The sequence below is a fragment of the Microbacterium sp. NPDC059771 genome (assembly GCF_042732495.1).
GTDB lineage: Bacteria > Actinomycetota > Actinomycetes > Actinomycetales > Microbacteriaceae > Microbacterium > Microbacterium sufflavum.
In genome coordinates, this window is sequence record NZ_JBHWHK010000001.1 from 2,220,303 (window position 1) to 2,233,748 (window position 13,446).

General features: G+C 72.5%; 15 protein-coding genes. All 15 read right to left on the reverse strand.

The window, feature by feature from the left end; all coding sequences use genetic code 11:
- Positions 1-95: 95 nt before the first annotated feature.
- The 15 genes from lgt to metK all read right to left on the reverse strand — a co-directional run bounded on the left by lgt (position 96) and on the right by metK (position 13,367).
- A complete protein-coding gene (gene lgt, locus ACFV3I_RS10570) occupies positions 96-1,121 on the reverse strand; it encodes a prolipoprotein diacylglyceryl transferase (protein ID WP_136037337.1) in 1,026 nt (341 codons plus the stop codon).
- A 10-nt stretch (positions 1,122-1,131) separates the two neighbouring features.
- Positions 1,132-1,935 carry a tryptophan synthase subunit alpha gene (gene trpA / locus ACFV3I_RS10575; protein WP_378822779.1) on the reverse strand — a complete coding sequence of 268 codons (804 nt, stop codon included), beginning with the start codon at positions 1,933-1,935 and terminating at the stop codon, positions 1,132-1,134.
- Positions 1,932-3,200: a tryptophan synthase subunit beta gene (gene trpB / locus ACFV3I_RS10580; protein WP_136032420.1), complete on the reverse strand. Its 1,269-nt coding sequence runs from the start codon at positions 3,198-3,200 to the stop codon at positions 1,932-1,934. The genes trpA and trpB overlap by 4 nt, the downstream gene beginning before the upstream one ends.
- Complete coding sequence (gene trpC / locus ACFV3I_RS10585) at positions 3,197-3,973, reverse strand: indole-3-glycerol phosphate synthase TrpC (protein WP_378803693.1); 777 nt, start codon at positions 3,971-3,973, stop codon at positions 3,197-3,199. Before trpC ends, trpB begins: the two co-directional genes overlap by 4 nt.
- Positions 3,973-4,203 (reverse strand): HGxxPAAW family protein, encoded by a 231-nt coding sequence (locus ACFV3I_RS10590; RefSeq protein WP_136032424.1) that lies wholly within the window; start codon positions 4,201-4,203, stop codon positions 3,973-3,975. The genes trpC and ACFV3I_RS10590 overlap by 1 nt, the downstream gene beginning before the upstream one ends.
- 44 nt (positions 4,204-4,247) lie before the next feature.
- Positions 4,248-4,838 (reverse strand): Trp biosynthesis-associated membrane protein, encoded by a 591-nt coding sequence (locus ACFV3I_RS10595; RefSeq protein WP_136032427.1) that lies wholly within the window; start codon positions 4,836-4,838, stop codon positions 4,248-4,250.
- Positions 4,835-5,221: a phosphoribosyl-AMP cyclohydrolase gene (gene hisI, locus ACFV3I_RS10600; protein ID WP_247638789.1), complete on the reverse strand. Its 387-nt coding sequence runs from the start codon at positions 5,219-5,221 to the stop codon at positions 4,835-4,837. Before hisI ends, ACFV3I_RS10595 begins: the two co-directional genes overlap by 4 nt.
- Positions 5,218-5,979 carry an imidazole glycerol phosphate synthase subunit HisF gene (gene hisF, locus ACFV3I_RS10605; protein ID WP_136032431.1) on the reverse strand — a complete coding sequence of 254 codons (762 nt, stop codon included), beginning with the start codon at positions 5,977-5,979 and terminating at the stop codon, positions 5,218-5,220. The genes hisI and hisF overlap by 4 nt, the downstream gene beginning before the upstream one ends.
- On the reverse strand, positions 5,979-6,818 hold the full coding sequence (gene hisG, locus ACFV3I_RS10610) for an ATP phosphoribosyltransferase (protein ID WP_136032433.1): 840 nt from the start codon (positions 6,816-6,818) through the stop codon (positions 5,979-5,981). The genes hisF and hisG overlap by 1 nt, the downstream gene beginning before the upstream one ends.
- A 38-nt stretch (positions 6,819-6,856) precedes the next feature.
- Positions 6,857-7,120 (reverse strand): phosphoribosyl-ATP diphosphatase, encoded by a 264-nt coding sequence (locus ACFV3I_RS10615; RefSeq protein ID WP_136032435.1) that lies wholly within the window; start codon positions 7,118-7,120, stop codon positions 6,857-6,859.
- A complete protein-coding gene (gene rpe / locus ACFV3I_RS10620; RefSeq protein ID WP_136032437.1) occupies positions 7,117-7,797 on the reverse strand; it encodes a ribulose-phosphate 3-epimerase in 681 nt (226 codons plus the stop codon). Before rpe ends, ACFV3I_RS10615 begins: the two co-directional genes overlap by 4 nt.
- 10 nt (positions 7,798-7,807) lie before the next feature.
- A complete protein-coding gene (locus ACFV3I_RS10625; RefSeq protein ID WP_378823222.1) occupies positions 7,808-9,178 on the reverse strand; it encodes an RsmB/NOP family class I SAM-dependent RNA methyltransferase in 1,371 nt (456 codons plus the stop codon).
- An 83-nt stretch (positions 9,179-9,261) separates the two neighbouring features.
- Entirely contained in the window at positions 9,262-10,179 is a 918-nt protein-coding gene (fmt, locus tag ACFV3I_RS10630) for a methionyl-tRNA formyltransferase (protein ID WP_378803694.1), read from the reverse strand.
- Positions 10,180-10,198: 19 nt separating this feature from the next.
- Positions 10,199-12,157: a primosomal protein N' gene (locus tag ACFV3I_RS10635; RefSeq protein WP_378822780.1), complete on the reverse strand. Its 1,959-nt coding sequence runs from the start codon at positions 12,155-12,157 to the stop codon at positions 10,199-10,201.
- A 16-nt stretch (positions 12,158-12,173) separates the two neighbouring features.
- Complete coding sequence (gene metK / locus ACFV3I_RS10640) at positions 12,174-13,367, reverse strand: methionine adenosyltransferase (protein WP_136033699.1); 1,194 nt, start codon at positions 13,365-13,367, stop codon at positions 12,174-12,176.
- Positions 13,368-13,446: the final 79 nt, after the last annotated feature.

Here is a 13,446-nt window from a genome sequence, read left to right on the forward strand (position 1 = left end):
TACACCAGTTACCGTCCTCAGATCTTCAGTGAAACCCGGGGACGTCGTCGGCCCGCTCGTTCAGTGCAATGGTTCTCCCGCCGCGGGACGCGGCGTTATCGGGAGCCGTCCTCGCTCGTGGGAGCAGTGCTTGTGGCGGTGGCTCCTGCGGTGACCTCGTCGGTCGGAGGCTCGCTCACGTCCACGAAATCAGAGGGATTGTCTTGCGATTGTACATCAGCGTCCAGGTCCTTCCGGCCGCGGCCGGGCTGATACGGCGAAGGCTCCAGACCCGGGTGACGGCGCGTCTGCACCACGAGGATGACGAGGCCGACGACGACGCCGATGATCGCCGCCCAGACGTTGCTGCGCAGACCCAGGATGATCTCGCTCGGGTCGATGCGGATCGACTCCCACACGATGCGACCAGCGCTGTACCAGATGAGGTAGATCGCGAACAGCCGGCCCCACTGGAAGAAGAGCTTGCGGCTCAGCCACAGCAGCACGATCACGCCGAGCCCGTTCCACAGCACCTCGTACAGGAACGTCGGGTGGAACAGCGTGCCCTCGGGGAGCCCGGGAGGGAAGGCCGAGTTGGTGGACTCGATCTCGAGGCCCCACGGCAGGTCGGTCGGCAGGCCGAAGAGCTCGTGGTTGAACCAGTTGCCGAACCGGCCCATGGCCTGCGCGAGCAGCAGCCCGGGAGCGAGTGCGTCGGCGAACGTCCAGAAGCGGATACCGGTCCAGCGGCAGCCGAGGTACGCGCCGATGGCGCCGCCGATCAGCGCGCCGAAGATGGCGATGCCGCCCTCCCAGATCGCCCACACCGAGCCGGGCTCGAAGGGGTTCCAGGTGTTCTTGCCCTCGCCGAAGTAGAAGTTCGGGTGGGTCAGCACGTGGAAGATGCGGGCGCCGATGATGGCCAGCGGCACCGCGAGGATCGAGATGTCGATCACGACCCACGGCTCCGCACCGCGCTTCGTGAGGCGGTGGTTGGTCAGCAGCACCGCGACGATGATGCCGGCGATGATGCAGAGCGCGTAGAAGTGGATCCGCACCGGGCCCAGGTCGATGTACGCGACGGGAGGACTCGGGATGCTGGCGAGCACGCCGGTGAAGCTGCTGGGGAGCGCGAGGGACATGAGTGCGATTCTAGTTCTCGGGGACGGAGCGCACCGACGACGTGCCGGTGGCGAGGGTTCGGGCGACGGCCGCGAGGGCGGGGACGCCGCCGTCGCGCAGGGCGCGCACGAGCGCGGTGCCGACGATGGCGCCGTCGGCGTACTCGGAGACACCGGCGATCTGCTCGGCGGTGGAGATGCCGATGCCGACGCAGGCGCGCAGGGCGCCGTGCTCGCGCAGGCGGGCGACGAGGGTGCGTGCGGCGCGATCGAGCTCGGCCCGCTCCCCCGTGATGCCCATCGTGGAGACGGTGTACACGAAACCGGTCGACGACTTCACCACGAGCTCGAGGCGCTCGTCCGACGAGGTCGGCGCGGCCAGGAACACCCGGTCGAGCCCGGTCCGCTCGCTCGCCGCGATCCACTCCGCCGCCGCGTCCGGCGTGATGTCGGGCGTGATCAGCCCGGCGCCGCCCGCCGCCAGCAGATCGTCGGCGTAGCGATCGACGCCGTACTGCAGCACCGGGTTCCAGTAGGTCATCACGAGCACCGGGACGTCGGTCGCGGCGGTGATCGCGCGGATCGCGGTGAAGAGGTCCTTCATCCGGAAGCCGGCGGCGAGGGCGGCGGTCGTCGCCTCCTGGATGATCGCGCCGTCCATCACGGGGTCGCTGTAGGGCGGCCCGAGCTCGATGATGTCCACGCCGTTCTCGGCGAGGGCGATCGCCGCCTGGATGCTCGTCTCCAGGTCGGGGAAGCCGACGGGCAGGTAGCCGACGAAGGCGCTGCGGCCGGCGTCGTGCGCGCGCTGGATGGCCTGTTCGACGCGGCTCACAGCTGCGGCTCTCCCTTCGAGGCGGCTTCTTCGGCGGAGCTCTCCTCGGTCGCGTCGTGCGCGAGCGCCGCCTCGTCGTAGAGCTCGAAGTACCGGGCGGCCGTGTCCATGTCCTTGTCGCCCCGGCCGGAGAGGCAGATCGCCAGGACGGCGTCCGGTCCGAGCTCGCGGCCGATCCGCAGGGCTCCCGCGAGGGCGTGCGCGGACTCGATCGCCGGGATGATGCCCTCGGTGCGGCTCAGCAGCCGCAGGGCCTGCATCGCCTCGTCGTCGGTCGCCGGGATGTACTCCGCGCGGCCGATGTCGGCCAGCCACGAGTGCTCCGGGCCGACGCCGGGATAGTCGAGCCCGGCAGAGATCGAGTGCGACTCGACCGTCTGGCCGTCCTCGTCCTGCAGGACATAGGTCTTCGCGCCGTGCAGCACACCGGGACGACCGCGCTCGATCGACGCCGCGTGCCGCGGGGTGTCGACGCCGTCGCCGGCCGCCTCGACGCCGTACAGGCGCACGCCCTCGTCGTCGAGGAACGCGTCGAACATGCCGATCGCGTTCGAGCCGCCGCCCACGCACGCGAACACCGCGTCGGGCAGCCGGCCCACCTCGTCGAGCAGCTGGGCGCGCGCCTCCTCGCCGATGATCTTCTGGAAATCGCGGACCATCGCCGGGAACGGGTGCGGCCCCGCGGCGGTGCCGAAGATGTAGTTCGTGGTCTCGACCGAGGCGACCCAGTCGCGGTACGCGTCGTTGATCGCGTCCTTCAGCGTGCGCGAGCCCGAGGTCACCGGCACGACCTCGGCGCCCAGCAGGCGCATGCGGGCGACGTTCAGCGCCTGGCGCTCGGTGTCGACCTCGCCCATGTAGATCGTGCAGTCCAGGCCGAACAGGGCCGCCGCGGTGGCCGTCGCGACACCGTGCTGTCCTGCACCCGTCTCGGCGATCACCCGGGTCTTGCCGAGGCGCTTGGTGAGCAGCGCCTGGCCCAGCACGTTGTTGATCTTGTGCGAGCCGGTGTGGTTGAGGTCCTCGCGCTTGAGGAACACCCGCGCGCCCCCGGCGTGCTCGGCGAACCGCGGCACCTCGGTCAGCGCCGAGGGGCGTCCGGCGTAGGAGGACAGCAGGTGGGCCAGCTCGGCACGGAACTCCGGATCGGCGATCGCCTCCTCGTACGCGACCGTCAGCTCGTCGATCGCGGCGATCAGCGACTCCGGCATGAACCGGCCGCCGAAGTCACCGAAGTACGGGCCGTGCTGGTCACGCAGACTCACTTCGCCTCCAGGAAGCTCTCGAGCGTGGCGATCGGATCTCCGGTCACCAGGGCCTCACCGATCAGCACGACGTCGGCACCGGCCGAACGGTAGTGCGCGACATCGGCGGGGGTGAGCACCGCGGACTCCGCGATCTTGATCGCCGTGTCCGGGATGCGGTCGACGAGCCGACCGAAGAGGTCACGGTCGAGCTCGAGGGTCTTCAGGTCGCGCGCGTTCACGCCGATCAGCGCGGCGCCGAGATCGATCGCCACGTCGAGCTCCTCCGCCGAGTGCGTCTCGACGAGCGGGGTCATGCCGAGCTCCAGGATGAACGCGTACAGGTCGCGCAGCACCTCCGGCTCGAGCCCGGCGACGATCAGCAGGACGAGATCAGCACCCGCCGCCCGCGCCTCCAGCACCTGATACCGCGTGGCGATGAAGTCCTTGCGCAGCACCGGCAGCGACACCCGCGCGGTCACGGCCTCGAGATCCGCCAGACTGCCGCCGAAACGGCGCTCCTCGGTCAGGACGCTGATCGCCGAGGCGCCGCCCTGCTCGTACAGCGACGCCTGGTGGGCGGGGTCCGGGATCTCGGCGAGTGCGCCACGGGACGGGCTCGCCCGCTTGACCTCGGCGATGATCTTGACCCGCTCGGCGGGAGCGAGGAACGCCAGGGCGTCCTTCGCCGCCGGGCGCGCGAGAGCCTCGCGCTCGACGACCTCGATCGGCCGGGAGAGGGAGCGACGCTCGGCGTCTGCGACAGCGCCGGCCGTCAGGTCGGCGAGGACCACTAGTGCGCCTTCGGGGAGTACTTGGGGCCCTTCACGCCGTAGCCCGCCTTCGCGAGCGCCCAACCCACGATGGCCCCGATCGGGATCAGCGCGGCGGAGATCCAGACCAGGGTCGGCTGCTCGAAGCAGAACGCGACGGTCGCGGCGGTGAAGCCGACGAGCATGATCACGACGGCGGTCCAGGCCGCAGGCGAGTGTCCGTGGCCAGGGTCGGCGATCGGGTTGGTCATGTTTCCTCCGGGGACGACGTGCGGATGTGTTCAGTCTATCGGGGTCAGCGCGTGGGATCCGTCCCGCGGGACAGGTCGTCCCACGAGTCGACCGCGTCGACCGGGCCCTCGTGCGTCGCGGGGTGCGCGGTCTCGGTGCGGTAACGGCGGCCGCCCGACTTCCACTGACGCCAGGTGACCAGTACCAGCACGGCCGCGAGCAGCAGGATCACCCAGCCGACGAGCGCGACCCACGGCCACGCGGACGCCACGATGTGCGCCGCCACCTCGTGCACGGCGGTGTCGCCCGCGAGCCCCGTGGTCTCGGTCACGGTCGCGGCGACGGCGTCGAAGGGCTCAGCGACCAGCAGCTGCACGGTCGACCAGCCGAGGAACACCGCCGCGACCGCGGCGAGCACCCCGAAGACCAGTCGCACCGCGCGACCGGCGATCGACAGGGCCGCGCCGAGCGCCAGCACCGCGAGGCTCAGCGGCGCGAGCAGCACCATCGCCGCGGCCCCCGGCACGAGGATCGCCTCTCCCGCATCGGCGCGCTCGACCGTGAACCAGGTCTGCGTGGAGGAGATGATGCCGAGGGCGCCGGCGAGCAGGAAGCCGGAGACCGCGAGCGAGCGCCCCCGCCGGGCGAGGCTCACGACGCCGCCGATCCGTCGACGGCACCCAGGTCGGTCGTGTCGAAGCACGTGCGGGTCCCCGTGTGGCACGCCGGGCCGGTCTGGTCGACCAGCAGCAGGATCGCGTCGCCGTCGCAGTCGAGTCGGGCCTCGCGCACCACCTGGATGTTCCCGGAGGTGTCGCCCTTGCGCCAGTACTCCTGCCGGGACCGCGACCAGTACGTCGCACGACCCGACGTGAGCGTGCGCCGCAGCGCCTCCGCATCGACCCATGCGAGCATCAGCACCTCGCGCGTGTCCCACTGCTGCACGATCGCGGGCGCCAGGCCCTCGGCCGTGAAAGCCACCTGGGCGATGCGCGCCTCGACATCCGGCTCGCTCTGCCCCTGCTGCGCCTCCGTCATCGGACCAGCACCCCCTCCGCGCGCAGCGCGTCCTTCACGTCGCCGACCGTGAGCGCTCCCGTGTGGAAGACGCTCGCCGCGAGCACGGCGTCGGCACCCGCCTTGATGGCCGGGGCGAAATCGGTCGCTCGTCCGGCGCCGCCGGAGGCGATCACGGGCACCGGCGCCGCCTCGCGCATGAGCCGGACGAGTTCCAGGTCGAACCCGTCGCGTGTTCCGTCCGCGTCGATCGAGTTCACCAGCAGCTCACCCGCCCCGCGCTCCGCGGCCTCCCTGGCCCAGTCGAGAGCGTCCAGCGTGGTCTGCGTGCGACCGCCGTGCGTCGTGACGACGAAACCGGAATGCGTCGTGTCGGCGCGCTTCACGTCGAGCGAGAGCACGAGCACCTGAGCGCCGAAGCGGTCCGCGATCTCGCCGATCAGCTCGGGCCGGGCGATCGCGGCGGAGTTCACCCCCACCTTGTCGGCGCCGACGGACAGCAGCCGGGCCACGTCCTCCACGCTGCGCACTCCCCCGCCGACCGTCAGCGGCACGAACACCTGCTCGGCGGTGCGCTGCACGACGTCGTAGGTCGTGGCCCGCGCGTCGACGGTCGCGGTCACATCGAGGAAGGTGATCTCGTCCGCGCCCTGCGCCGCATAGTGCCGGGCGAGCTCGACCGGATCCCCCATGTCGCGCAGGTTCTCGAAGTTCACGCCCTTCACGACGCGGCCGTCGGCCACATCGAGGCACGGGATGACCCTGCTCGCGAGAGTCATCAGAGCCTCGCCGCGTGGATCGCCGTGACGAGGATCGCCCTGGCCCCCAGCGCGTACAGGTCGTCCATCACCTGGTTGACCCGGCGACGCGGGATCATCACGCGCACGGCCACCCAGGCCGGGTCGCGCAGCGGGGAGATGGTGGCCGACTCCCGGCCGGGAGCGATCGCGACCGCCTGGTCGACCAGCTCGGTCGGCAGGTCGTAGTCGAGGAGCACGTACCGGCGGGCCACCATGACGCCTCGGAGACGGCGCAGCAGCGTGTCGACGCCGTCCGCGTCACCCGGGCGGCTGATCAGCACGGCCTCGGACTCCAGGATGACGGGGCCGAAGATCTCCAGCCCCGCCTGTCGCAGCGTGGTCCCCGTGGAGACCACGTCGGCGACGGCATCGGCGACGCCGAGGCGCACGGCCGACTCCACCGCACCGTCGAGTTGCACCAGCTCGGCGTTCACGCCGTGCTCCCGGAGGAACGAGCCCACCAGTCCGGGGTAGGCCGAGGCCACGCGCACGCCGTCGAGGTCGTCGATCGACGTGAAGCGTCCGGGAGGGCCGGCGAAGCGGAACGTCGACGCGCCGAAGCCGAGCTGCTCGATCTCGCGCGCCGGCTGCTGCACGTCGAGCAGCAGGTCGCGTCCGGTGATGCCGACGTCGAGGGCGCCGGAGGCGACGTACGTGGCGATGTCACGCGGACGCAGGAAGAAGAACTCGACGTCGTTCTCGGTGTCGACGACGTGCAGGGTCTTGGGGTCGCGGCGGCCGGCGTAGCCCGCCTCCGCGAGCATCTCGGCGGCGGTCTCGGACAGCGAGCCCTTGTTGGGAACGGCGATGCGCAGCATGAACGGCTTTCAGTTCGAAGGAGTGGGGGCGGAGCGCATCACAGATGTCGATAGACGTCCTGCAGGGTGAGGCCCTTCGCGAGCATCATCACCTGCAGGTGGTACAGCAGCTGCGAGATCTCCTCCGCCGCCGCCTCGTCGGACTCGTACTCGGCCGCCATCCACACCTCGGCGGCCTCCTCCACGATCTTCTTGCCGATCGTGTGCACGCCGCCGTCGAGCTCCGCGACCGTGCCCGACCCTTCCGGTCGGGTCTCGGCCTTGACGCTGAGCTCGGCGAACAGCTCGTCGAAAGTCTTCACGATTCCAGGCTAGCGGCTCGCGCGAGGTGCCTGAGCCGCGAGACCGCCGCCTCCACGTCGTCCTGCCCGTACACGGCCGAGCCCGCGACGAAGGTGTCCGCCCCCGCGGCCGCCGCCTGCGCGATCGTGTCGTCGGAGATCCCCCCGTCGACCTGGAGCCACACCTGCGACCCTCGACGTCGTGCCTCCTCCGACAGCGCGCGCAGCTTCGGCATCGTCTCCGGCATGAACCCCTGACCGCCGAACCCGGGCTCCACCGTCATCACCAGGATCTGGTCGAACTCGTCGAGGACCGGGAACAGTCCTTCGACCGGGGTGTCCGGCTTGACCGCGACACCGGCTCTGGCACCGATGTCGCGCAACCGCCGCGCGAGCGACACCGGGTCGACCGCGGCCTCCAGGTGGAAGGTGACGCTCGCCGCGCCCAGCTCCGCGTACCCGGGTGCCCAGCGCTCGGGGTCTGTGATCATGAGGTGCACGTCGAGCGGGACGGGACTGGTCTCCTGGATGCGCTGCACCATCTGCGGCCCGAACGTGAGGTTGGGCACGAAATGGTTGTCCATCACGTCGACGTGGGCGAAGTCGGCCGTCGCGATGCGGGCGAGCTCCGTCTGCATGTTGACGAAGTCGGCGGCGAGGATGCTCGGGTTGATGCGCGGTGCGCGAGGAAGCTCCACGGTCTCTGTCCTACCCTTCGGTGTCGTCGGTGCGCTGCAGGAGCGCGAGGAACATGGCGTCGGTGCCGTGGCGGTGCGGCCACAGCTGGGCGCTGCCCGTGGCGGCACGACCGTCGTCGGCGAGGTCGATCGGCGAGCGGGAGACGTCGCGCACCACGCGCCGCGCATCCAGCTCCACCACGTCGGCGCGGTCCCGCAGCACCTCCCGCACGACCCCGGTGGTCTCGGCCAGGTGCGGCGAGCACGTGACATAGGCCACGACGCCGCCCGGAGCGAGCGCGTCGAGAGCGGCGGACAGCAGGTCCACCTGCAGCGGCACGAGCTCGGACACATCGGCGGGCGTCTTGCGCCAGCGCGCCTCCGGACGACGTCGCAGTGCTCCCAGCCCGGTGCACGGCGCGTCCACGAGGATGCGGTCGAACCCGCCGGGGTTCTCGCGCGCCAGCTCTCTGCCGTCGCGCTCGTGCACGGTCACGTCTCCGGGGACGGCCCGCAGGGCCTTCCGCACCAGTCGAGCGCGCGTCGGCACGACCTCGTTGGCCTCCAACGTCACCTCGTGCTCGCGGGCGATCGCGGCCAGCAGCGCCGTCTTGCCGCCCGGCCCGGCGCACAGGTCGAGCCACCGCTCCCCCGCCCGGATCGGTGCCGCGGCGGCCAGCGCGAGGGCGACGAGCTGCGACCCTTCGTCCTGGACGCGCACCGTGCCGGCGGACTCCGCGACCGGACGACGAGGGTCGCCCCCGGGTGACGCGAACGCGGTCGGCGCGAACGGGCGGCGGGGCTCACCCGGCTGCGCGAGCCCGGGGAGGGCCACCAGCGTCACCTCGGGCGACGCGTTGTCGGCCTCGAGCAGGGCGTCGAGCTCGTCGACCCTGCCCTCGGCCGCCATTGCGCGCCGCAGTGCCCGGATGACCCACACCGGATGCGCCGCGCGGAGGGCGAGACGCTCATCGTCGGAGCGCGCCTCGGCCTCGATGCGCTCCATCCACTGCCCGGGCGACTCGCGCGCCACGCGACGCAGCACCGCGTTCGCGAAACTGGCCGCGCCACGGCCCGCCCGCGTCGCCACGAGGTTCACCGACTCGTTCACGGCCGCGTGCGAGGCGACCCTGGTCGCCAGGAGCTGATGGACCGCGAGCCGCAGTGCGTCCAGCACGGCCGGATCGATCGAGGAGGTGCTGCGATCCGCGGCCGCCGCGATCACCGCGTCGTACGTGCCTCGGCGGCGCAGCGTCCCGTAGGTGAGCTCGGTGGCGAGGGCCGCGTCCTGCGCGTCCAGCCCGGCCTCCGCGATCGCCGGGGGAAGCACGAGGTTGGCGTACGCGTCGGAGTCGGACACCGCCCGCAGCACCTCGTAGGCGACGAGCCGCGCCGGCTGCACCGTCCGTCGGGGCCCGCGCTCGTCGGTGCGCGCTGCGGGTCGGGGACGGCGGACCCCCGGCTGCTGGTGTCCCTCCTGCCTGCTCACGATCCCGCCCGTCGCTCGCCGCCCTGCAGGCCCCGCCACCAGTCGGCGGCGTTCATCGCCCCCTTGCCTGCCGGCTGCACGCGGGTCACCGCGAGGGGCGCGGTCGCGGTGCCGATCAGCAGCGCCGTCCTGGTGCCCGAGAGCACGCCGGGAGGCACCTGCTCCTCCCCGGCCGCGGGCTCGGCGGCGAGGATCTTCAGGCGCTGTCCGTCCACCGTCGTGTGGGCGCCGGGCTCGGGCGTCACCCCGCGGAACCGTGCGAACACCGACGACACGGGCTGCGTGAAGTCGAGGAGTCCGTCCGCCAGGCTCAGCTTCGCCGCGAACGTCGGCTCGCCCTCCTGCGGCACCGCCCGCGCCTCTCCCGCCGCGATCGCCGCGACCACCTCCGCGGTCAGGTCGGCGCCGTCGCGCGCGAGCGCCTCCAGCGCCTCGCCGGCCGTCGCCGACGACGGCACCGCCACGGTGCGCCGTGCGAACACGTCGCCCGCGTCGAGCTCCGGCACGAGCTGGAAGACGCTGGCGCCCAGCACCTCGTCGCCCGCGATCAGCGCGCGCTGCACCGGCGCCGCGCCACGCCAGGCGGGCAGCAGGGAGAAGTGCAGGTTGATCCACCCGGCGTCCGGCGTCGACAGCAACGGCTCGCGCACGAGCCCGCCGTAGGCGACGATCACGCCCAGCTCGGGCTCGAGCGCGGCGATCTCCGCGGTCACCGCGTCATCCAGACGGGCCGCCCGGATGACCGGGAGGCCCCGTTCTGCGGCAGCCTGGGCGACGGGCGACGGCGTCAGCACGCGCTTGCGGCCGAGCGGCGCATCCGGTCTCGTCACCACCGCGGCGATGTCGTGCTCCGCAGCGAGGCGATGGAGTGTGGGCACGGCAGCGGAGGGCGTGCCGGCGAAGACGAGGCGCATGAAGGTTCTCCGGAAGGGGTCAGAGCTCTGGATCGAGGATATCGAGGCGCACCGTGAGCGCGCTCCGGGCCGCGCGCGCTCGGCCCCGCCGTCCGTTCACGGCCTCCGCCACCACGGCTGCGCGCAGGACGGTCGCCACCCGCACCCCGGCGCCGTAGTCGAAGCGGACCAGGGCGCGCACGCGCGGAGGGTCGTCGTCGCCCTCGACGGGGACGGGGCCGAGCACGGCGTCGGACGGCAGCGACAGCTCCCCGAGCGCGGCAAGAGCGCGGGCGACCGCGGCCGACGTGCCCTCCACGAGCGCGACGCGCGCGGTGGGCGGCATGTGCAGCGGGGCACGGTTCTCCAGCTCCGAGCGCGCGTAGCCCGCCTGGTTCCACGTCGCGAGGGCCTTGGCGACCGCGCCGTCCACCCCCACCAGATGCACCGGAGCCCCGGGGGCGGCCAGCGCGGCAGCGTTCGACCACCAGCGCAGACACGCCTCGCCGATCCGCAAGTCGGGCGACTGCAGCATGCGCGGCCCGTCCAGCAGCACGACCGCGCGGTACCCGCCCTCCGCGAGGGGCTCGGCGCCGCGGGTCGCCACGACGAGCGCGGGGCGGGCGTCCACCCGCTCCACGGGGTGGCTGCCGTCCGCCACGATCACGCGCACGCCGGGAAACGCCCTGCCGAGCTCCTCCGCGGTGCGCTCACTGCCCGACGACGCCAGCCGCAGCCGCGGGGACGAGCACGCCGGACAGGTCCACGCACTCGCGCCGCGCCCGCACCAGCCGCACACCGGAACGGCACCGCGATGCCGCGCGCCGAGCGGCCCGCCGCAGTGGGCGCAGCGCGCGGGGGTCCGGCAGTCCGCGCACACGAGCGACGGCGAGAACCCCGGGCGCGACACCTGCACCAGCACGGGCCCCTCCGCGGCCGCCGCCCTCGCCGCGAGGAACGCCGACGACGGCAGCCTCTGGGCGGCGGGACGCTCCAGCTCCTGCGGTGTGCTCAGCAGCACGCGCGGCAGCACCCGGCGCCCGGCCCGCACGTCGCGCAGCCAGCCGCGCGCCACGAGCCGCTCGACCTCCGTCGTGCGGGTGTGCCCGGCGAACAGCAGCGCGGAGCCCTCCGACTCCTGCCGCAGCAGCGCCGCATCACGCGCGTGCACATAGGGGGCGAGCGGCTCGCCGAGCAGCGGGTCCCCGTCGTCCCACACGACCACCAGGCCCGCCGTCACCGGGGCGTACACGGCCGAGCGGTTGCCCACCACGATGCACGGGGCGTCCTCGAGGGTCCGCAGGAACGCCCGGTAGCGGTCGGGGTTCGCCTGGCGCGAGTCGTGCCGCACCACGGCCTCCGGAGGCACCACGGCCTCGAGCGCCGCGAGCAGACGGTCGAGGTCGCGATGGTCGGGCACCACGAGGATCGTCGAGCGTCCCGCGGCGAGAGTGCGCGCCGCCGCGGCCGCGAGCAGTCGCGCCCAGCCCTGTGCGCCGTCGTCCAGCTGCGGGATGGCCTCGACCGCGGCGCGGCCTCCCTCGTCGAGCACGGCATCGAGACCGTCGTACGCCGCCAGCACACGCTCCGCCTCGGCCGACTGCTCGGCGTCGGGCGCCACGACCGGGGCGTCGGCGCGCCAGGCCTTCTCCACGCGCACCTGTCGCTTCGGGATCACGAGCCGCAGTACATCGGACGCCGAGCCCGCGGCACGGTCGGCGACCCGCCGCGCCAGGCGGTACAGGCGGTCGGGCAGCACCGGGACCGCCGACACCACGGTCTCCACCTCGGACAGGGGTCGTTCCGCGTCGCTCTCGACGTCGACCTCCACCACATAGCCGTCCACCACGCGGCCGGCGGTGCGCAGCGGCACCTTCACCCGCACGCCGGGCTCGACGGGCCCGAGCTCGGCGGGAAGGGCGTAGTCGAAGAGCCGGTCGAGCTGCGGCAGCGGCGAGTCGAGGAGCACGCGCGCGATGCGACGGCTCTCGGGCGACATCAGGACCTCGGCCCCCTCAGAGCCCGGCAGCGCGGCGCAGCTCGTCGGCGCGGTCGGTGCGCTCCCACGTGAAGTCGGGGAGCTCGCGCCCGAAGTGGCCGTACGCCGCGGTCTGCGCGTAGATCGGGCGCAGCAGGTCGAGCTGCTCGATGATCGCCTGCGGGCGCAGGTCGAACACCTCCTCGATCGCGCGCGTGATGACCTCGTCCGACACCCGGCCGGTGCCGAACGTCTCGACGTAGAGCCCCACGGGGCGCGCGACACCGATCGCATAGGCGACCTGCACCTCGAGGCGGTCGGCCAGTCCCGCCGCCACGGCGTTCTTGGCCACCCAGCGTGTGGCGTAGGCGCCGGAACGGTCGACCTTGGACGGGTCCTTGCCGCTGAACGCGCCGCCACCGTGACGCGCGGCACCGCCGTACGTGTCGATGATGATCTTGCGTCCGGTGAGGCCCGCGTCGCCCTTCGGCCCGCCCGTCACGAACGGACCGGCGGGGTTGATGTAGTAGGTCACGTCGTCGAGCGCGAGGCCCGTGGTCGCCAGGACGGGGTCGATCACGTGCTCGCGCACCTGCGCCTTGAGCTCGTCCTGCGAGATGTCGGGGTGATGCTGCGTGGAGAGCACGACCGCGTCGATCGTCTTCGGGGTGAAGCCGTCGTACCCGAGCGTGACCTGGGTCTTGCCGTCGGGGCGGAGATACGGCAGCAGGCCGCTGCGGCGCACCTCGGTCAGGCGTTCGGCGATGCGGTGCGCCGTCCACGCGGCCATCGGCATGAGCTGTGGCGTCTCGTTCGTCGCGAAGCCGAACATGATGCCCTGATCGCCGGCGCCGAGGCCGTCGAGCGGATCGACCGACGTGCCGTCACGGTGCTCCTGGGCGTTGTCGACGCCGTGCGCGATGTCGGTGGACTGCTCCCCGACGGAGACGCTCACGCCGCAGGAGTCCCCGTCGAACCCGGTGTCGGACGATGTGTAGCCGATGCCGTTGACCACCTGGCGCACGATCGTCGGGATGTCGACGTAGGCGTCGGTTCGGATCTCTCCGGCGACGTGCACCAGCCCGGTCGTGACGAGCGTCTCGACGGCGACACGGGACCCCGGGTCCTTCGCGAGCAGGCCGTCGAGGATGCTGTCCGAGATCTGGTCGCAGATCTTGTCCGGGTGCCCTTCGGTGACGGACTCGGACGTGAACAGACGCAGCGCGCTCATCGATGCTCCAGAACGGGGACGGACGGGGGGAGGGTGTGGCACCCATTCTGGACCGCGCCACCGACGAAGCGGCGGCGCG